Source organism: Pseudomonas bubulae (assembly GCF_900618535.1).
Classification (GTDB): Bacteria; Pseudomonadota; Gammaproteobacteria; order Pseudomonadales; family Pseudomonadaceae; genus Aquipseudomonas; species Aquipseudomonas bubulae.
Genome location: NZ_UYJA01000001.1, coordinates 1,192,734 through 1,213,061, shown reverse-complemented (window position 1 = coordinate 1,213,061; position 20,328 = coordinate 1,192,734). Strand labels below are relative to the sequence as shown.

Sequence of the window (20,328 nt, the reverse complement as noted above, 5' to 3'; positions counted from 1 at the left end):
TCCCTGTGATTGATAACCGGGGGATTTATTTGCGGGTTTCGTGCCATATTCAGCCCCTGAGGCTCTGCGCGAGGGCATATCAAGTGCGTTACACTGCACCGCCTGCACTGATCAAAGATTTTGAAGGTAAAACATGACGTTCAAGGCGCCGGACAGCCTCGCCGAGCAAATCGCTCACCACCTCGCCGAACGCATCATTCGCGGCGAGTTAAAGCCTGGGGAACGCATTCAGGAACAGAAAGTGACGCTGGCGCTGAATGTCAGTCGCGGCTCTGTGCGCGAAGCATTATTGATCCTTGAGCGTCGACATCTGATCGCCATCCTGCCGCGTCGTGGCGCCCATGTGACCGAGCTTACGGCGCACAAGGTGCAGAGCCTGTGCACGCTGATGAGCGAAATGTACATCCTGCTCGGCAATGCCGTAGCCCAGCGCTGGGCAGTTCCGGCCGACCTGGGGCCGTTCTTGCAGATCCAGCAGCGCCTGGCCGCCAGCTACGAACGCCAGGACATCAGCACCTTCGTTGAAGACAGCTTCAATGTGATGCGTGCGGCGTACCCGTTCGCCGACAACCCCTATTTGCAGGAAACCGTCGAGAACCTGCACCCGGCCATGAGCCGTGCCTATTACCTGGCACTGGACCAGCGCAAGGCGGAGATGAGCGAGTTCCTGGCGTTGTTTGCGCAGTTGCTCGACGCCGTGCTGGCGCGTGACCTGGCGCAGATTCGCGTGGTGCTGAGCAGCTATGCCCAGCGCAGTTGTGCCCTGGTGCTGTCTGCCTTGACGGTTGCCTGAGCGTGCGCCTGACCTGTATCAAGCTGGCCGGCTTCAAGTCCTTCGTTGACCCGACAACCGTTACCTTTCCAAGCAATATGGCGGCGGTGGTAGGCCCCAACGGCTGTGGCAAGTCCAATATCATCGATGCCGTGCGCTGGGTCATGGGCGAAAGCTCGGCCAAGAACCTGCGCGGCGAGTCGATGACCGACGTTATCTTCAACGGCTCCACCACGCGCAAACCGGTGAGCCAGGCCAGTATCGAACTGGTCTTCGACAACTCCGACGGCACGCTGCTGGGCGAGTATGCGGCCTATGTCGAGATATCCATCCGCCGCAAAGTCACCCGCGACAGCCAGACCACCTATTACCTCAATGGCACCAAGTGCCGTCGTCGTGACATTACCGATATCTTCCTCGGTACGGGGCTGGGGCCGCGCAGCTACTCGATCATCGAGCAGGGCATGATCTCCAAGCTGATCGAGTCCAAGCCTGAAGATCTGCGCAACTTTATCGAAGAGGCGGCGGGCATTTCCAAGTACAAGGAGCGCCGCCGCGAGACTGAAAACCGTATCCGCCGTACCCACGAAAACCTTGCCCGTCTGACTGACCTGCGCGATGAGCTGGGGCGTCAGCTGGAGCGTTTGCACCGCCAGGCCCAGGCCGCCGAGAAATATCAGGAATACAAGGCCGAGGAGCGTCAGCTCAAGGCCCGGCTGTCGGCTCTGCGCTGGCAGGCCCTGAATGAGCAGGTGGGGCAGCGCGAAGCGGTCATCGGTAATCAGGAAGTCAGTTTCGAAGCCCTGGTGGCCGAGCAGCGCAATGCCGATGCCAGCATCGAACGCCTGCGTGACGGGCACCATGATCTGTCAGAGCGCTTCAATCTGGTGCAGGGGCGCTTCTATTCGGTAGGGGGCGATATTGCCCGGGTCGAGCAGAGCATTCAGCATGGCCAGCAACGTTTGCGCCAGTTGCAGGATGACCTGCGCGAAGCCGAGCGCTCGCGCCTGGAAACCGAATCCCATCTGGGGCATGACCGCACCTTGCTGGCGACTCTGGCTGAAGAGCTGCACATGCTTGAGCCCGAGCAGGAACTGACCAGCGCGGCCGCCGAAGAGGCTGCCGCTACTCTGGAAGTGGCCGAGCAGACCATGCATGGCTGGCAGGAACAGTGGGACATTTTCAACCTTCGCTCGGCCGAGCCGCAGCGCCAGTCTGAAGTGCTGCAAGCCCGTATCCAGCAGCTGGAAACCAGTATGGAGCGCGTGGCGGAACGTCAGCGCCGCCTGGCTGAAGAGCGTGCCTTGCTGGCCGCAGACCCTGAAGATGCGGCCATTCTGGAGCTCAGTGAGCAACTGGCCAGCAGCGAAATGGCCCACGAAGAGCTGCAGGCCAGTGAGCAGCAACTGGTCGAGCAGCTCGAGCAAGTGCGTCACGACTTGCAACAGGCCACGCAGAACCAGCAGCAGGCCCAGGGCGAGCTGCAGCGCCTCAACGGTCGTCTGGCATCGCTGGAGGCCTTGCAGCAGGCTGCGCTTGATCCGGGTACCGGTACTGGCGAATGGTTGCGCGATCAGCAGCTTGCCGAGCAGCCACGACTGGCAGAAGGCCTGCGCGTAGAGGCTGGCTGGGAGCTGGCGGTAGAGACCGTGTTGGGGGCTGATTTGCAGGCCGTACTGGTCGAGGATTTTGCCCGGCTGGATCTGGCAGGGTTTGCCCAGGGTGATTTGCGCCTGTTCAGTGATGCAGGGCAGGCCCCTCGCTTGGCGGGCAGCCTGCTTGACAAGGTCACGGCCGATTTTGATCTGGCGCCGTGGCTGGGCCAGGTCAAACCGGTCGAAACACTGGAGCAGGCACTGGCCTTGCGTGCACAACTGGCCGAGGGCCAGAGCCTGATCAGCCGTGATGGCTATTGGGTCGGGCGCAACTTCCTGCGGGTGCGCCGCGCCAGTGAAGCCGAAAGCGGGGTGCTGGCCCGGGGCCAGGAAATCCAGCGCCTGGGGCTTGAGTGCGAAGAACGTGAAGCCACCCTGGCGGCCCTGGAGGAACAACTACAAAGCATGCGTGAGCAACAGCGTATGCATGAAGACTCTCGTGAGCAGCTTCGCCGTCGCTTGCAGGATGAAGCTCGTCACCAGGGTGAGATCAAGGCCAAGCTCTCCGCCAGCAAGGCCAAGGTCGAGCAATTGACCTTGCGCCGCCGCCGTCTGGACGAAGAACTGGGCGAGTTGGGTGAGCAGCGCGCCCTGGAGCATGAGCAGGTAGGGGAGGCGCGCCTGCTGTTGCAGGAAGCCCTGGATGCCATGGCCACCGATACCGGGCAGCGCGAGCTGTTGCTGGCCCGTCGCGACAGTCTGCGCGAGCAGTTGGACCGGGTGCGTCAGGATGCTCGACAACATAAAGACCACGCCCACCAGTTGGCTGTCCGCCTGGGGTCGCTCAAGGCGCAGCATGATTCCACCCGCCAGGCTCTTGAGCGCCTGGAAATGCAGGCCGAGCGCCTGGCTGAAAAGCGCGAACAGCTGACCCTCAATCTGGAGGAGGGCGAAGCGCCGCTGGAAGAGTTGCGCCTCAAGCTTGAAGAGTTGCTCGACAAGCGCCTGAGCGTGGATGAAGAACTCAAGATTGCCCAGACCGCGCTCGAAGATGCCGATCGCGAATTGCGCGATGCCGAAAAACGCCGCAATCAGGCTGAGCAACAATCGCAATTGATTCGTGGCCAGCTCGAACAGCAGCGCATGGAGTGGCAGGCCTTGAGCGTGCGTCGTACTGCGTTGCAGGATCAGTTGCTGGCCGATGGCTATGACCTGCACGGGGTGCTGGCCACCCTCGATGCCGAGGTCAACGAGCAGCAGGCCGAAGAAGAACTGGAGCGTATCGCTGCGCGAATTCAGCGCCTGGGCGCGATCAACCTTGCAGCCATTGATGAGTATCAGCAGCAGTCGGAGCGCAAGCGCTATCTGGATGCTCAGGATGCCGATCTGGTCGAGGCACTCGATACCCTGGAAAACGTCATCCGCAAGATCGACAAAGAGACCCGCAGCCGCTTCAAGGACACCTTTGATCAGATAAATGGTGGATTACAGGCACTTTTCCCAAAAGTTTTCGGTGGCGGCAGCGCTTATTTGGAACTGACGGGCGAAGATCTACTCGATACAGGGGTGACCATCATGGCGCGTCCGCCGGGCAAGAAGAACAGCACGATCCATTTGCTGTCCGGTGGCGAGAAAGCCTTGACGGCCCTGGCGCTGGTTTTTGCCATTTTCAAGCTCAACCCGGCGCCGTTTTGCATGCTCGACGAAGTCGATGCACCGCTTGATGACGCTAACGTAGGCCGCTATGCACGCTTGGTAAAGGAGATGTCGCAGACCGTGCAATTTATCTATATCACTCACAACAAGATCGCCATGGAGATGGCGGATCAGTTGATGGGGGTGACGATGCATGAGCCGGGCTGTTCACGTCTTGTAGCGGTTGATGTTGAGGAGGCAATGGCAATGGTCGATGCTTGAGCTATAAGCATGTAGGACGATTTTTTTCTTCTTGTAAGAAAAATTTCAAGCATTTGACCGATATGACGTGTAGGTCGAAGGCAGCATGGGCCTAGCTCAATGCGACAGACGGTGTAAAGTTATCTTTGGTCGTGTTAATTTAATGTCTAATTTTTTTGTACGTGGGTAAAACGCCATTCAGAACATAGAGTTGGCGCCACGTTTTAAAGGGCTTTAGGCTCTTCTTCATAGAATCATTTTTTAGGGGCAAGGGATTACATGGAAATCGGTCTGCGCGAATGGCTGATAGTCATCGGCATAGTGGTAATCGCCGGTATTCTTTTTGATGGCTGGCGCCGCATGCGTGGTGGCAAAGGCAAGCTCAAGTTTCGACTTGATCGCAGTTTTTCCAATGCCCCTGACGACGAGCACAGCCCTGAGTTGTTGGGCCCGTCACGGGTGCTGGATACGCCAACCCATAAAGAGCCGCAACTTGATGAGCACGACTTGCCATCGGTCAGCATGCCTGCACGGGACAAAGGTGCCAAGCGCGGCAAGCGTGGCGGTGAGCCGAGCCAGGGTGACCTGAACCTTGATCTTGAACTGGATGAAGGCCCGAGCATCAGCGCCCGTGATGATGATCATGTAGCGCCAGTCAAGCCGGCGCGTGGTCGTGCCAAGCCGAGCGTAGCGGACGTTGAAGTCAAGGAGCCTGCACCGCAGCAGGCCGCCGAAGAAGTGCTGGTGATCAGCGTGATCAGCCGTGACCCGGCAGGCTTCAAAGGTCCGGCACTGTTGCAGAACATCCTCGAAAGCGGTTTGCGTTTTGGCGAGATGGATATTTTCCATCGCCACGAAAGCATGGCCGGTAATGGCGAAGTGCTGTTCTCCATGGCCAATGCGGTGAAACCGGGTGTATTCGACCTGGATGATATTGACCTGTTCAGTACGCCAGCTGTCAGCTTTTTCCTTGGTTTGCCCGGCCCGCGCCATCCCAAGCAGGCTTTTGATGTGATGGTTGCCGCTGCACGCAAGCTGTCCCAGGAGCTCAATGGTGAGCTTAAAGATGACCAGCGCAGTGTGTTGACGGCCCAGACTATCGAGCATTACCGCCAGCGCATCGTTGAATTCGAGCGCCGTGCCCTGACTCAAAAACGCTGAACATGTGGGGGCGGCTTGCCTGCTCCACCCACATGCAGCATGAATAACACAAGGAGCAGCCTCGGCTGCTCTTTTGCTTTGTGAGAGAACACCCCATGACCGCCGCCAATACCCGCATTCTAGAGCTGCGCGCTGAACTGGATCAGCATAATTACCGCTACCATGTACTCGACGAGCCAAGCATTCCGGACGCCGAGTACGATCGCCTGTTCCGCGAGCTGAAGGCCCTGGAGGCCGAACATCCTGAGCTGGTGACCGCCGACTCGCCCACTCAGCGCGTTGGCAGCGCAGCCTTGTCTGCCTTTACTCAGGTGCGTCACGAAGTGCCCATGCTGAGCCTGGGTAACGCATTCGATGAAACCGATATGCGCGAATTCGATCGCCGTGTCAGCGAGGGCCTGGATCTGCCCGCGGGCGATCTGTTTGGTGGCGGCGCTGAAGTTGAATACAGCTGTGAGCCCAAGCTGGACGGGCTGGCAGTCAGCTTGTTGTACCGGGATGGCAGCCTGGTGCGTGGTGCCACGCGGGGTGATGGCACTACCGGTGAAGACATCAGCGTCAACGTACGCACCGTGCGCAATATTCCGCTCAAGCTGCATGGCAGCGGCTGGCCAGCGGTGCTGGAAGTGCGTGGCGAAGTGTTTATGTCCAAGGCCGGCTTTGAGCGTCTTAATGAGTCTCAGCTGGCTGCTGGCGGCAAGACCTTTGCCAATCCGCGCAACGCAGCGGCGGGCAGCTTGCGTCAGCTGGATTCGAAGATCACGGCCAGCCGCCCGCTGGAATTTTGCTGCTACGGTCTGGGGCAGGTCTCTGAAGAGTTTTCGGACACCCATATCGGCAACCTCAAACAATTGCAGCAATGGGGCATGCCCATCAGTCATGAGCTGAAGCTGGCAAAGGGAATTGCCGAGTGCCTGGACTATTACCGTGATATCGGTGAGCGTCGTGCTTCCTTGCCCTACGAGATCGACGGAGTGGTGTTCAAGGTCAACAGCCTGGCGTCGCAGCGCGAGCTGGGCTTTCGTGCGCGTGAACCGCGCTGGGCCATCGCGCACAAGTTTCCGGCCATGGAGGAACTGACCGAGTTGCTGGATGTTGAGTTTCAGGTCGGACGCACCGGTGCAGTAACGCCCGTGGCGCGTCTCAAACCGGTCAAGGTGGCCGGGGTGACCGTATCCAATGCCACCCTGCACAATATGGATGAAGTGGCGCGGCTGGGCCTGATGATTGGCGATACCGTGATTATTCGCCGTGCTGGTGATGTTATCCCGCAGGTTGTGCAGGTGGTGCTGGAGCGTCGCCCTGAAGATGCCCGGCCGGTGCAGATCCCTGAAAGCTGTCCGGTGTGCGGCTCCCACGTTGAGCGCACGCAGCTGATCAAGCGCAGCAAGGGCCGTGAAACCGTCAGCGAAGGTGCGGTGTACCGCTGTGTCGGCCGGCTGGCCTGTGGTGCCCAGCTTAAACAGGCGATCATTCATTTTGTTTCGCGCCGGGCGATGGACATTGAAGGCCTGGGGGAAAAAAGTGTCGAGCAGTTGGTCGATGAGGGCCTGGTGAGTTCGCCGGCAGACCTCTATACCCTGCAGTTCGAGCAGATCGTCGATCTCGAAGGCTTTGCCGAGCTGTCGAGCAATAACTTGCTGCAGGCCATCGCCGACAGCAAGCGTCCGACGTTGGCGCGTTTTATCTACGCATTGGGCATTCCCGATGTGGGCGAAGAGACTGCCAAGGTGCTGGCGCGTTCATTGGCCTCCCTGGAGCGTGTGCAGCGGGCCTTGCCGCAAGTGCTTACCTACCTGCCGGACGTGGGGCTGGAAGTGGCGCACGAGATTCATAGTTTCTTCAGTGACGCACACAACCAGCAGGTGATTGATCAACTGCTGGAGCGTGGTCTTGAGTTGCAGGATCAAGGTGAGCTGGGTGCCGAGTTTGCCGCCAGCACAACCTTGGGCGGGTTGATCGACAAGTTGCATATTCCTTCGGTGGGGCCGGGCGGGGCGCAAAAACTGGCCGACAGGTTTGGCTCCCTTGAAGGGGTGATCACTGCAGACTGGCTCGATATGCGCCAGGCCTTGCCGGAAAAACAGGCCAAGGCGGTACGCGAGTTCTTCGATAACCCTGAAAATGCCCGTATGGCGCTGGCAATCGAAGCGCAACTGCGTGATTTCGGCATGCACTGGCACAGCGAGAAAAAGGCCGTGGAAGGTTTGCCGCTGGCAGGCCAGACCTGGGTGTTGACCGGCTCGCTGGAATTAATGAGTCGCGATGTGGCCAAGGACAAGCTGGAAAGTCTGGGGGCCAAGGTTTCGGGCTCGGTGTCGGGCAAGACCCATTGCGTCGTAGCGGGGCCGGGAGCAGGCTCCAAGCTGGCCAAGGCCAACGAGCTGGGGCTCAAGGTGCTGGATGAAGAAGCCTTTGTCGCGTTTTTGAGCGAACAGGGTATTTCGATTCCGTAATGGCTGTGGCAGCGGGCTTGCTCGCGATGCAGGCGACGCGGTGTCTCAGTTGAGCCGCGCAGAAGCCATCGCGAGCAAGCCCGCTCCCACAAATGACCTGTGCCGGGTTGCGAGGCGGTGTTTCAACCCGAATCCAAGTGCTTGAGCCCATTCATTTTTTTATTCTTGCCGCAGCGGTTGTAAGTTTTTCTCAGACAGGTACAATGGCGCCGTTCGCTGCTAAGCGGATGTTGTTATGGTGACCCTATCGGTCCCCCCGCAACGATTACCCGTGAACCTGGTCAGATCCGGAAGGAAGCAGCCACAGCGGGAACATTGTGTGCCGGGGTGTGGCTGGTGGGGTTGCCTCCATTTTAAACCCGCAGTTCTGTCGGGTTCGAACCAAACTCCAAATCTTGCAGTCAAGCCTTGTTCGACGGTCAAAAGACCGGGCGATGATTTTCTGTGCGTGGGTAAAAAGGTCTATGCCAAGGCTGCGCGCAGTTAAACGTGCGCATCGGATGCAATTTTGCCCTTGCTCCGCTAGCATTAGCCCCCTCCGCTTTTCTGACGCGACGGTTATCAATGAGTTATCAGGTTCTTGCACGTAAATGGCGTCCGCGCTCGTTCCGCGAAATGGTCGGCCAGACCCATGTGCTCAAGGCTCTGATCAATGCCCTGGACAGTCAGCGCCTGCACCACGCTTACCTTTTCACCGGTACCCGTGGCGTCGGCAAGACCACCATTGCGCGGATCATCGCCAAATGCCTGAACTGTGAAACAGGTATCACCTCGACTCCCTGTGGCGAGTGCTCCGTGTGCCGTGAAATCGATGAAGGGCGCTTTGTCGACCTGATCGAAATCGACGCCGCCAGCCGCACCAAGGTCGAGGACACCCGCGAACTGCTCGACAACGTGCAGTACGCGCCGAGCCGCGGGCGCTTCAAGGTCTACCTGATCGACGAAGTGCACATGCTCTCCAGCCATTCGTTCAATGCGCTGCTCAAGACCCTTGAAGAGCCGCCGCCTTACGTCAAGTTCATCCTCGCGACCACCGACCCGCAGAAATTGCCGGCCACGATCCTGTCGCGCTGCCTGCAGTTTTCGCTGAAGAACATGACACCCGAGCGCGTGGTCGAGCATTTGACCCACGTTCTCAGTGTCGAAAATGTGCCGTTTGAAGATGATGCGCTGTGGCTGCTCGGTCGCGCCGCCGATGGCTCGATGCGTGATGCCATGAGCCTCACCGATCAGGCCATTGCCTTCGGTGAGGGCAAGGTACTGGCGGGTGATGTGCGGGCGATGCTTGGTACGCTGGATCACGGTCAGGTGTTCGACCTGTTGCACGCCTTGATCGAAGGTGATGCCAGGGCCATGCTCGAGGCCGTTCGCCATCTGGCCGAGCAGGGCCCGGACTGGAATGGCGTGCTGTCCGAGATCCTCAACGTCTTCCATCGCGTGGCCATTGCCCAGGCGCTGCCCGAAGGCGTCGATAATGGTCACGGCGACCGCGATCGCGTCTTGGCCCTGGCCAAGGCGTTGCCTGCCGAAGATGTGCAATTTTATTACCAGATGGGCCTGATTGGCCGGCGCGATTTGCCGCTGGCGCCAGACCCCCGTGGTGGCTTTGAAATGGTCCTGCTGCGAATGCTGGCCTTCCGCCCGGCAGACACTGGCAATGCGCCGGTTCAGCCGCTAAAGCCAGTGGGGATCAGCCAGGCCACAGTTGATTCCGCCCCAACCGTGGCGGCCACGTCCCCTGTCGAGCCAGTGCTGGCCGCGCCGGCACCGGTTGCAGTGCAACCGGTACCGCCTGTGGTCGAAGCGGTTGCCGAGCCTGTGCAGGCGCCCAAGGCTCCGTCAGTGGCGGAAAAGGACTTGCCCTGGAACGAGCCGGCTGCCCCGGTGATCGAGGTCAAGGTTGCGCCCGAGTCGGTACTGGACACCGTTGGCGAGCCTCCTGAGTTGCCGCCGATGCCGCTGCCGACGCCGGACAGTGTGGTGCCGGATGCGCCGGAGTGGATCGCGGCGCCGCTTCCAGAGCCGACCGTCGAGCAGGTGGACGCAGCGGTGTCGGGCATGGATCGTGACGACGAGCCGCCCCTGGACGAAGACTACATTGAGCCGGACATGGATTCGGCGGCCTACAGCTACCTCGACGAGCTGGCCAGTGAGCATGCCAGCGAGCCAGCGCCTGCGCCCGAACCGCTGCCTGCGGCGATGCCGGCGACCGGTCTGGCCCTTGAATGGCTGGAGATGTTCCCCAAATTACCGGTGTCGGGCATGACCGCCAGCATTGGTGCCAACTGCACGCTGATTGCGGTTGACGGTGATGACTGGCTGTTGCATCTGGACCCGGCCCACAGCGCGTTGTTCAACCTGACCCAGCAGCGTCGACTCAACGATGCACTGAACCAGTTCACTCAGCGTACACTCAAAGTCACGATTGAGCTGGTCAAGCCGGAGCAGGAAACCCCGGCCCAGGCGGCTTCGCGTTTTCGCGCAGAGCGCCAGCGTCTGGCCGAAGAGTCGATCCATGCTGACCCGGTGGTCCGGCAGATGGTCGAGCAGTTCGGTGCGGCCGTACGCGAAGATACGATTCAACCTTTAGAGGTGGCTCAGGCTCAAGTGTCGTAACGCCAGAGCAGAAACTTACAGCCCGCAGTCGTTTTGATTGCGGGTGCATTGTCCAAATAACGTTTGAGGTGATTCCCATGATGAAAGGTGGCATGGCCGGCCTGATGAAGCAGGCGCAGCAGATGCAGGAAAAAATGGCCAAGATGCAGGAAGAGCTGGCCAATGCTGAAGTCACCGGCAAGGCGGGTGGCGATATGGTCACTGTGGTCATGACCGGCCGTCATGACGTCAAGCGGGTGAGCATTGACCCGACTTTGCTGGAAGGTGTGAGCGAAGACGACCGCGAAGTGCTGGAAGACCTGTTCGCCGCAGCGGTCAACGACGCCGTGCGCAAGATCGAAGCCAACAGCCAGGACAAAATGTCTGGCGTGACCGCCGGCATGCAACTGCCGCCGGGCATGAAGATGCCGTTCTAAGGCATCTGAAATGCCAGGCCATGAGCCTGGCATTTTTTTGCCTGTTTTACGGGTATTTGACGCTAGCTCACACCGAGGGTATAAACCGCGTCTCGTTGTTTTGTCGGACCTTTCCTTATGAGCTTTAGCCCTCTGATTCGCCAACTGATCGATGCCTTGCGTACCTTGCCGGGCGTGGGTCAAAAGACCGCCCAGCGCATGGCGTTGCAATTGCTTGAGCGTGATCGCAGTGGTGGCTCGCGCCTGGCCCTGGCGCTGACTCAGGCGATGGAAGGCGTGGGGCATTGCCGTTTGTGCAGAACCCTGACCGAAGATGATCTGTGCCCGCAGTGTGCCGATGTGCGCCGGGATGACACCTTGCTGTGCGTGGTCGAGGGTCCGATGGACGTGTATGCCGTGGAACAGACCGGTTATCGCGGCCGTTACTTTGTGCTCAAGGGGCATTTGTCGCCGCTCGATGGTTTAGGCCCTGAGGCGATAGGCATTCCGCAATTGATGGCGCGTATTGCAGAGCAGGGTACGTTTGCGGAGGTGATCCTGGCCACCAATCCAACGGTTGAGGGCGAGGCCACTGCGCATTACATCGCCCAGTTGCTGAGCAACAAAGGCCTGATAGCGTCGCGTATTGCCCACGGTGTGCCGCTGGGTGGCGAGCTGGAGCTGGTGGATGGCGGTACTTTGGCGCACTCGTTCTCGGGGCGTCGGCCGATTACGCTCTGACTGCGATTGCAGGGGAGAGGGGACTCCTGTGGGAGCGGGCTTGCTCGCGATGCAGGCACCGCGGTATTCAGTTGAACCGCGCTGATGCCATCGCGAGCAAGCCCGCTCCCACGTGTCGGTATTACTCGGTCAACGAAAATTCCGTCAGACAGAAAGTAGGCACACCCAAATCCTGCAAGCGCTGCGAACCGCCCAGTTCGGGCAGGTCGATAATGGCCGCTGCTTCAAACACCTGCGCACCCATGCGTCGCACCAGGTTGGCTGCCGCAATCAGCGTGCCGCCCGTAGCAATCAGGTCATCGACGATCAGCAGCGAGTCACCCTCGCACAGGCTGTCGGCGTGAACCTCCAGAAACGCTTCGCCATATTCCGTCTGATAGCCTTCGGCCAAAACGTCTGCGGGCAATTTGCCCTGTTTGCGAAACAGGATCAGCGGTTTATTGAGCTGGTGGGCCAGTACCGAGCCGATCAGGAAGCCGCGGGCATCCATGGCGCCGATATGGCTGAAGTCAGCCTCGACGTAGCGCTCGATAAAGCTGTCGGCGATCACGCGCATGGCGCGGGGCGACTGGTAGAGGGGGGTGATGTCGCGAAAGATGACGCCCGGCTTGGGGAAATCAATAACCGGGCGAATCAGGGTTTTGAGGCAAAAATCGTCGGAGACCATATCGGGCTGTCCTGGGGAGCGTTAAGCGCGCCAGTATAACCCGTCAGGCCGTGTCAAACCTCCAGCGAACCACCGGCCAGGGCACACAGCTTGATCGGGTCAAGAATATGCACTTCCTTGCCTTCGGCAGTGATCAACTGGTTTTCCTGCAGGCGGGTAAACACGCGGGACACGGTTTCAACGGCCAGGCCCAGATAGTTGCCGATTTCGTTGCGCGACATGCTCAGGCGGAACTGATTGGCCGAAAAGCCGCGAGCACGAAAACGCGCAGACAGGTTGACCAGGAACGTGGCGATACGTTCGTCGGCGGTTTTTTTCGACAGCAGCAACATCATTTGCTGATCGTCGCGGATTTCGCGGCTCATCACACGCATCAGCTGGCGACGCAGTTGCGGCAGTTGCACGGAGAGTTCGTCGAGACGTTCGAAAGGGATTTCGCATACCGGTGTAGTCTCTAGCGCCTGGGCCGATACCGGGTAGGTTTCAGTGTCCATACCCGACAGGCCGACCAGTTCGCTGGGCAGGTGGAAGCCGGTAATTTGCTCTTCACCGTTGTCGCTCAGGCTAAAGGTTTTCAGTGCGCCGGAACGTACCGCGTAAACCGAGCCAAACGTGTCGCCCTGGCGGAACAGGAACTCGCCTTTTTTCAGTGGGCGGCCGCGCTTGACGATTTCTTCCAGCGCATCCATGTCTTCCAGGTTCAACGAAAGTGGCAAACAGAGTGGGGCCAGGCTGCAATCCTTGCACTGTGCCTGAGTGTGAGCGCGCACTTTTACTGGCTCGGACATTTCTTAAATCCTTGTAGGAAAACACACATAAGATGCAAGGGTAACCCAGCGTGGGGGGGCTAGACCAGCCGCACCATGCCAGGGCACTCATCTCATGCTGTAGAGGTCGTGTTTGCGACCTTAGATCACCCGCGAATAGCGCTGACGGGTTTGTTGCTCAAGGTAAGCGTCGAACACCATGCACACCGAGCGCACCAGCAGCCTGCCAGCAGGCAGCACAGTCAGTTGCTGGTCGTCCAGGGCGATCAGGCCGTCGGCGGCCATGGTCTTGAGCGTCGGCCACTGAGGGGCAAAATAGCCGCGAAAGTCGATATTGAACGCCTGCTCCACGGTCGCGAACGGTAGGTGCAAATTGCAGATGATCTGCTGGATGACCTCGCGACGGATACGGTCATCCTGATTGCATACCAGGCCACGGCTGGTGGCGAGCTGGCCGCTGGCCAGGGTGTGCTGGTATTTGGCCAGGTCGCTGTCATTTTGGCAGTACAGGTCGCCGATCTGGCTGATGGCGGAGACACCAAGCCCGATCAGGTCGCAATGGCCGTGGGTGGTATAACCCTGGAAGTTGCGTTGCAGGGTTGATTCTTCCTGGGCGATGGCCAGTTCATCGTCTGGCAGGGCGAAATGATCCATGCCGATATAGCGGTAGCCGGCGCCGGTCAGTTGCTCGATGGTGCGCTCCAGCATCTGCAGCTTGGCGGCAGGCGAGGGCAGGTCGCTGGTGTTGATGCGTCGTTGGGGCATGAAGCGTTCAGGCAAGTGCGCGTAGTTGAACACCGACAGGCGATCGGGCTGCAGGCTGATCACTTCTTCAACGGTGCGGGCAAAGGCTTCCGGGGTCTGCTTGGGCAGGCCGTAGATCAGGTCGATATTGATCGAGCGAAATTGCAGCGTGCGTGCAGCGTCGATCACTGCCCGGGTCTCTTCCAGGCTTTGCAGGCGATTGACCGCCCTTTGCACGTCCGGGTCGAGGTCTTGCAGGCCGATGCTGACACGGTTGAAGCCCAGTTCACGCAACAGGCCCATGGTCGACCAGTCGGCTTCGCGGGGGTCGATTTCGATGCCGTAGTCGCCGGAGTCGTCGTCCAGCAGATTGAATTGCTGACGCAGCTTGGCCATCAGTTGGCGCAATTCGTCGTGGCTAAGAAAAGTCGGGGTGCCGCCGCCAAAGTGCAGTTGCTCGACCTTCTGCCTGGGGTCGAGGTGGCAGGCGATCATCTGGATTTCCTGCTCGAGTTTCTGCAGGTAGGGCTGGGCCCGGCCACGGTCTTTGGTAATGACCTTGTTGCAGGCGCAGTAATAGCAAATATTGGCGCAAAACGGCACGTGCACATACAACGACAGCGGGCGCAGAGCCTTGCGGCTTTCGCGCAGGGCGTGCAGCAGGTCGAACGGGCTGACCTGGCTGTTGAACTGCATGGCTGTCGGGTATGAGGTGTAGCGCGGTCCGGCAAGATCGTAGCGGCGGATCAATTCTGGGTCCCAACGAATGGCGTCGAGCATGCGGGCATTCCCCTGGGATGGCTGGCAATGCTCCGGATTCTAGGGGGTGGGTCGTTGTAGCATCTTGATTTGCATCAACAGCTGTGATTGGCAAGTGCACCTGTGGGAGCGAGCTTGCTCGCGATACCGGCGACGCAATCTGTCAGGCAAATCGCGGTGATGCCATCGCGAGCAAGCTCGCTCCCACGGGTTCTGTCTAATGCCCCATCAACCAGTGCTGATGCGGGCCGGGCAGGGTCCAGATACCGAACAGGATCACCAGTAATCCTCCAGCCATGCGCACGCTGCGTTTGCGCAGCACTGCGGTAACACGTTCTGCGGCAAGGCCGGTGGCCAGCAGTACGGGCCAGGTGCCCAGCCCGAACCCCAGCATCAGTAATGCACTGTCGACTGCGCTGCCCTGGCTGGCGGACCAGATCAGCGTGCTGTACACCAGCCCGCAGGGCAGCCAGCCCCACAGTGCCCCCAGCAGCAAGGCGCGCGGCAGGCTGGTGACCGGCAACAAGCGGCTGGCCACCGGCTGGATATGGCGCCACAGGCCGCGGCCCAGGCTTTCAATGCGGGTCAGGCCGCTCCACCAGCCGGCGAGGTACAGGCCCATGCAAATCAGCAGCAAACCGGCGAGGATGCGCATAAACATGGCCGCCGGGCTGTTGGCCACAGCCCAGCCTGCCAGCCCCAGCAGTAGTCCTGCTGTGGCATAGCTGAGAATTCGGCCAAGGTTGTAGGCCAGCAGCAGCCTGAAGCGTCTGCTGCGTTGCTCTTTGGGGATGGCCAGCGTCAGTGCGCCCATCAGACCGCCGCACATGCCCAGGCAGTGTCCGCCCCCGAGCAGGCCCAGGATAACGGCCGATACCAGCAGCGGGGCCAGCTCAAGCATGGGGCGGGGCTTTTTTGTCGGTGTCGCTGGCCGACTCCGGGTGCAGGTTCTTGGCTTCTTCGACGGCAGCGGTATGCTGCGGATCCTGGTCATCGAACAGGATGCTGTGGGCCGGGCTGTCCAGGTCATCATACTGGCCGCTGTCGACTGCCCAGAAGAAGATAAAGATGCAGATGGCGACAATCAGCAGGGCCGCCGGAATCATGATGTAAAGCGCTGGCATAAGGGCTCCAGGTGACCGGGTCAAGCCGGTAGCGGGCGAGAGTGTGGCATGGCTGGAGTATGCGCCTGGGCGGGCATGCGCGTCAGGCGCAAGGCGTTGAGCACCACGGTCAGTGAGCTGATCGACATGCCGATGGCGGCCCAGATCGGAGTAATCCAGCCCAGTGCGGCGAATGGCAGCATCAGGCCATTATAGAGTCCGGCCCACAACAGGTTTTCGATGATCACCCGTCGGGTCCTTCGCGCCAGGCTGAACGCTTGCACCAGCGCGTCCAGGCGGTTGGACAGCAGCACCGCATCGGCGCTGGTTTTCGCCAGGTCGGTCGCCGAGCCCATGGCCACGCTGATATCAGCAGCGGCGAGCACAGGTACATCGTTGACACCATCCCCCAGCATCAGCACCTTGCGGCCTTGGGCGTGCAGTTTTTGCAAGACCTGCAATTTGTCATCCGGGCGCAAGCCGCCCTGAGCTTCATCGATCCCCAGTTCGGCGGCCACGCTGGCGACCATCGGCGAACTGTCCCCCGACAGCAGCAGCGTGTGCCAGCCGCGGGCCTTGCACGCTGCCAGCAATGCCGGGGCATCGTCCCGCAGGCGGTCGTCCAGAACAAACCAGGCCAGCACGCCTTGGGTGTCGCCCAGCAGCAGCCATTGGCCGGGTTCGTCCGGCATGTCCGGGATCGGGCACTGGCTCAGCCCACAGGCAAATCCTGGCTGGCCTATGCGCAAGCGCTGCTCGCCGACCAGCCCTTCAAGGCCCAGTCCAGGCACGCTGCGTACTTCTTCAGCGGCTTGCGCAGCGCGGCCAAACGCACGGGCAATCGGGTGCTCGGAGCGGTTTTCCAGAGCGGCCGCAAGGGCCAGGCAGTGGTCGCTGTCCAGCTCGCGCAAAGGGCGAATGGCCCGCAGCGCCAGGCGTCCTTCAGTCAGGGTGCCGGTCTTGTCGAAAATCACTGTGTCGATCTGGTTCAGGCCTTCGATCACATGGCCACGGGTCAGTAGCAGGCCCAGCTTGTGCAGGGTGCCGGTAGCGGCGGTGAGTGCGGTCGGCGTCGCCAGCGACAAAGCGCAAGGGCAGGTGGCGACCAGCATCGCCAGGACAATCCAGAAGGCCCGTGATGCATCAAGTTGCCACCACCACAGGCCGATACCCGCAGCAGCGATCAATGAGAACAGCAGGAACCACTGCGCGGCCTTGTCGGCAATCTCCGCAAGGCGAGGTTTTTCGCTTTGAGCGCGATCAAGCAGGCGCACGATGGCGGACAGGCGCGTGTCCTGGCCCAGCGCCATGACTTCAACGGTCAGCGCGCCTTCCACATTGAGGGTGCCGGCCGTGACGGCGTCGCCAATCTGCCGTGGTTGTGGCAGGTATTCGCCAGTCAGCAGGGATTCGTCGATGCTGGACTGACCATCCAGGATCTTGCCGTCAGCCGGCATGATTGAGCCGGGGTGCACCAGCACCCGGTCGCCGACCTTGAGTTCAGTCAGCAGAATGCGTTCGCTTTGCCCGTCAGCGCTCAGGCGCAGGCATGAGGCTGGCAGCAGGTTGACCAATTGCGCAGTGGCGGCGGCGGTGCGCTCGCGGGCGCGGCGCTCCAGATAGCGGCCGGCCAGCAAAAACAGGGCAAACATGCCCACAGCATCGAAATACAGCTCGCCGACGCCGGTGATGGCCGTCCAGATCCCGGCGATATAAGCACCGCCGATGGCCAGGGAGACTGACACATCCATGGTCAGGTGGCGGGTGCGCAGGTCGCGCATGGCGCCTTTGAAAAAGGGGGCGCAACTGTAGAACACGATAGGTGTTGTCAGAAACAACGCTACCCAGCGCAGGATGGTGTGCATCTCGGGGCTGAGGTCGATATTGAACTCTGGCCAGGTGGCCATGGTAGCCATCATGGCCTGAAACCACAGCAGCCCGGCGACACCGAGCTGGCGCAAGGCCAGGCGGTTTTCGCTGGCCAATTGTTCGGTGGCACGGTCGGCCTGGTACGGGTGCGCGGCATAGCCGATATGGCGCAGTTCGCTGAGGACTTCACTCAATGGCAATTGGCTATCGTCCCAGCGTACCTGCAGGCGATGGTTGGACAAGTTGAGTCGCGCTTCACTGACGGCTGGCAGATGGCGCAGGTGCTTTTCGATCAGCCAGCCACAGGCGGCGCAGCTGATGCCTTCGATCAGCAGGGTGGTTTCGGCTTGCTCGCCCTCATGTCGGACAAAGGGTTTTTGCACATCGGGGCGGTCATACAGCGCCAACTCTTCAACCAGTTGCACGGGCAGGGCTTGAGGGTTGGCGGATGCTTCACTGCGGTGCTGGTAATAGCTTTCGAGACCGCCAGCGACGATAGCCTCGGCCACTGCCTGGCAGCCGGGGCAGCAGAACTCGCGAACTTCGCCCAGAACAACGGCGGTAAACCGGCTGCCGGGCGGGACGGGCAGGGCGCAGTGATAGCAGGGAACGGGAGTGGTCATGGTGCTCTATCGCGATATTGTGTCACCAGAAAATACGTCATCGCGGACAAGACCGCTCCCACAGGGTTCGCGCATCCCTGTGGGAGCGGGCTTGCCCGCGATGGGGTTATTTCGACTTGTGGTCTTCGGCGCCTTGAATGGGCTCGTCGCCCAGCAGCAGGTCCTTGTCGTGGCCGACCAGTTCTTCTTCGAACAGGCGCCAGGTCTTGCCATCTTCAACACCCAGCAGCTCAACAAAGCGGCGACCTTCAATCTTGTCATCCAGTTGGCCGATATAGCGACCCGGTTCCGTTGCGCTCTGGCTCAGGCTGACCTTGCGGTCTTTTTCCGGCTGGGTCGGTGAAATCAGGTTCAGTTCCAGCACTTGCGGCTTGCTGTTGCCCTCAAGCAGCAGCACGACTTCGCCGGTCATTTCATCCAGGCGCAACTTGGCTTTGAGTTGCAGGGTCTGGCCCAGCAGCTCACGGTCCAGTGCCCGATTGATGCCTTTGCCCGCCTCGTAGTAATTATCGTTGACCAGGTTGTCCGGGTTGTTCACGGCAATGGTGACCATCGACAGGGTCAGGGTTACCGAGCAGGCCAGGATGGCAATGATGATCCATGGCCAGATGTGCTTGTACCAGGGGCTGGAAGCATTTGCTGCGGGCATGTCGAGTTCTCTTATCTGATTTGTGGGCCGATGAATCGGCTCTTGGCTTTAACGTTGACGTCGTTGTTGTCGGCGTCCTTGAGGATAAAGAACACCTCGTTGGTACTCGACGGCAGCTTCTCGGGGGCAATTGACAGCTCGACCGGCAGGCTGACGATATCGCCGGCCGCGACCTTGATTTCGCGTTTGCCCTGCAGCTTGAGATCCGGCAGGCCGGTGGCCTCCAGCACGTAGGTGTGGTCGTGCTGGTCCTTGTTCATGATCTTCAGGCTGTAGACGTTTTCGATCCGCCCTTCGGCGTTCTCGCGATACAGCACGCGGTCTTTGCTCACGTCGAAGCCTACCAGCGTGCGGGTAAAGAACGCAGCGGCCAGCAGACCCATCATGGTCAGCAATACCAGGGCATAGCCGATCAGGCGCGGACGCAGCTTATGGGTTTTCTGGCCGGAGAGGTTGTGCTCGGTGGTGTAGCTGATCAAGCCGCGGGGGTAGTTCATCTTGTCCATGATGCTGTCGCAGGCATCGATACAGGCCGCGCAGCCGATGCACTCGATCTGCAGGCCATCGCGGATATCAATCCCGGTTGGGCATACCTGCACGCACATGGTGCAGTCGATGCAGTCGCCCAGGCCCATGGCCTTGTAGTCGGCGTCCTTTTTGCGCGGGCCACGGACTTCACCACGGCGCGGGTCGTAGGAAACGATCAGGGTGTCTTTATCAAACATCACGCTCTGGAAGCGCGCATACGGGCACATATAGATGCACACCTGCTCGCGCAGCCAGCCGGCGTTGCCATAGGTGGCGAGGGTGAAGAAGCCGACCCAGAAATACGCCCAGCCATCAGCCTGACCAGTGAAGAAGTCGATCACCAGTTCGCGGATGGGTGAGAAGTAGCCGACAAAGGTCATGCCGGTGACAAAGCCGATCAATAGCCAGAGTGTGTGCTTGCTGAACTTGCGCACAAACTTGTTGGCGCTCATCGGTGCCTTGTCGAGCTTGATGCGCTGGTTGCGGTCGCCTTCAGTGACCTTCTCGCACCACATGAACACCCACGTCCAAACGCTTTGCGGGCAGGTGTAGCCGCACCACACGCGCCCGGCGTAAACCGTAATAAAGAACAGGCCAAAGGCCGCGACGATCAGCAGCCCCGAGAGCAGGATAAAATCCTGTGGCCAGAAAGTGGCGCCAAAAATAAAGAATTTGCGTTCGGGCAGGTTCCACCACACCGCCTGGTGACCGCCCCAGTTGAGCCATACCGTACCGAAATACAGCAGGAACAACAGCGCTCCGCCACCAATGCGCAGATTGCGGAAAAGCCCGGTAAAGGCGCGGGTGTAGATTTTCTCCCTGGCCGCGTACAGATCAGTGCTTTCAGCGGGTTTTTTGGCAGGTGGAGTGACGTTGTGTACAGGAATCTGATTGCTCATTAGTGCGTCCCACGGCAGTGGAAAATGCCTCGGTCAGTACGTGCCGACCGCGGTCAGAAGGTGTTGCGATAGCGTAATGATACCCCTG

At 60.1% G+C, this 20,328-nt stretch carries 15 protein-coding genes and 1 other RNA gene; 8 read left to right on the top strand and 8 right to left on the bottom strand.

The window, feature by feature from the left end; genetic code table 11:
• Nucleotides 1-133: 133 nt before the first annotated feature.
• The 8 genes from PPTH39_RS05375 to recR all read left to right on the top strand — a co-directional run bounded on the left by PPTH39_RS05375 (nt 134) and on the right by recR (nt 11,632).
• The gene (locus PPTH39_RS05375; RefSeq protein ID WP_095002770.1) at nt 134-793 is read left to right on the top strand and encodes a GntR family transcriptional regulator; all 660 of its coding nucleotides are present in this window, start codon (nt 134-136) and stop codon (nt 791-793) included.
• Nucleotides 794-795: 2 nt separating this feature from the next.
• The gene (smc, locus tag PPTH39_RS05370; RefSeq protein ID WP_130871728.1) at nt 796-4,284 is read left to right on the top strand and encodes a chromosome segregation protein SMC; all 3,489 of its coding nucleotides are present in this window, start codon (nt 796-798) and stop codon (nt 4,282-4,284) included.
• 258 nt (nt 4,285-4,542) lie between these two features.
• Nucleotides 4,543-5,424, top strand: a complete 882-nt coding sequence (gene zipA / locus PPTH39_RS05365; protein ID WP_095002768.1) for a cell division protein ZipA — start codon at nt 4,543-4,545, stop codon at nt 5,422-5,424.
• A gap of 95 nt (nt 5,425-5,519) precedes the next feature.
• On the top strand, nt 5,520-7,880 hold the full coding sequence (gene ligA / locus PPTH39_RS05360) for an NAD-dependent DNA ligase LigA (RefSeq protein WP_130871727.1): 2,361 nt from the start codon (nt 5,520-5,522) through the stop codon (nt 7,878-7,880).
• A gap of 245 nt (nt 7,881-8,125) precedes the next feature.
• Nucleotides 8,126-8,222: signal recognition particle sRNA small type (gene ffs, locus PPTH39_RS05355), an RNA gene on the top strand.
• Between the two features lie 222 nt (nt 8,223-8,444).
• Nucleotides 8,445-10,496: a DNA polymerase III subunit gamma/tau gene (gene dnaX, locus PPTH39_RS05350; RefSeq protein WP_130871726.1), complete on the top strand. Its 2,052-nt coding sequence runs from the start codon at nt 8,445-8,447 to the stop codon at nt 10,494-10,496.
• A gap of 77 nt (nt 10,497-10,573) precedes the next feature.
• Nucleotides 10,574-10,912 carry a YbaB/EbfC family nucleoid-associated protein gene (locus PPTH39_RS05345; protein ID WP_095002765.1) on the top strand — a complete coding sequence of 113 codons (339 nt, stop codon included), beginning with the start codon at nt 10,574-10,576 and terminating at the stop codon, nt 10,910-10,912.
• Nucleotides 10,913-11,029: 117 nt separating this feature from the next.
• Nucleotides 11,030-11,632: a recombination mediator RecR gene (recR, locus tag PPTH39_RS05340; RefSeq protein ID WP_016780292.1), complete on the top strand. Its 603-nt coding sequence runs from the start codon at nt 11,030-11,032 to the stop codon at nt 11,630-11,632.
• A 121-nt stretch (nt 11,633-11,753) separates the two neighbouring features.
• On the opposite strand, the gene PPTH39_RS05335 is transcribed toward recR, so the two are convergent.
• The 8 genes from PPTH39_RS05335 to ccoG all read right to left on the bottom strand — a co-directional run bounded on the left by PPTH39_RS05335 (nt 11,754) and on the right by ccoG (nt 20,240).
• Entirely contained in the window at nt 11,754-12,299 is a 546-nt protein-coding gene (locus PPTH39_RS05335) for an adenine phosphoribosyltransferase (protein ID WP_095002764.1), read from the bottom strand.
• A 53-nt stretch (nt 12,300-12,352) separates the two neighbouring features.
• A complete protein-coding gene (fnr, locus tag PPTH39_RS05330) occupies nt 12,353-13,087 on the bottom strand; it encodes a fumarate/nitrate reduction transcriptional regulator Fnr (RefSeq protein WP_029611340.1) in 735 nt (244 codons plus the stop codon).
• Nucleotides 13,088-13,207: 120 nt separating this feature from the next.
• Entirely contained in the window at nt 13,208-14,590 is a 1,383-nt protein-coding gene (gene hemN / locus PPTH39_RS05325; protein WP_095002763.1) for an oxygen-independent coproporphyrinogen III oxidase, read from the bottom strand.
• Between the two features lie 196 nt (nt 14,591-14,786).
• Nucleotides 14,787-15,470 (bottom strand): sulfite exporter TauE/SafE family protein, encoded by a 684-nt coding sequence (locus PPTH39_RS05320; RefSeq protein WP_095002762.1) that lies wholly within the window; start codon nt 15,468-15,470, stop codon nt 14,787-14,789.
• Entirely contained in the window at nt 15,463-15,693 is a 231-nt protein-coding gene (gene ccoS, locus PPTH39_RS05315) for a cbb3-type cytochrome oxidase assembly protein CcoS (RefSeq protein WP_095002761.1), read from the bottom strand. Before ccoS ends, PPTH39_RS05320 begins: the two co-directional genes overlap by 8 nt.
• A 20-nt stretch (nt 15,694-15,713) precedes the next feature.
• Entirely contained in the window at nt 15,714-18,164 is a 2,451-nt protein-coding gene (locus PPTH39_RS05310; protein ID WP_095025021.1) for a heavy metal translocating P-type ATPase, read from the bottom strand.
• 106 nt (nt 18,165-18,270) lie between these two features.
• Nucleotides 18,271-18,813 carry a FixH family protein gene (locus tag PPTH39_RS05305; RefSeq protein ID WP_095002759.1) on the bottom strand — a complete coding sequence of 181 codons (543 nt, stop codon included), beginning with the start codon at nt 18,811-18,813 and terminating at the stop codon, nt 18,271-18,273.
• Between the two features lie 11 nt (nt 18,814-18,824).
• Nucleotides 18,825-20,240, bottom strand: a complete 1,416-nt coding sequence (gene ccoG / locus PPTH39_RS05300) for a cytochrome c oxidase accessory protein CcoG (protein ID WP_095002758.1) — start codon at nt 20,238-20,240, stop codon at nt 18,825-18,827.
• Between the last annotated feature and the right edge of the window lie 88 nt (nt 20,241-20,328).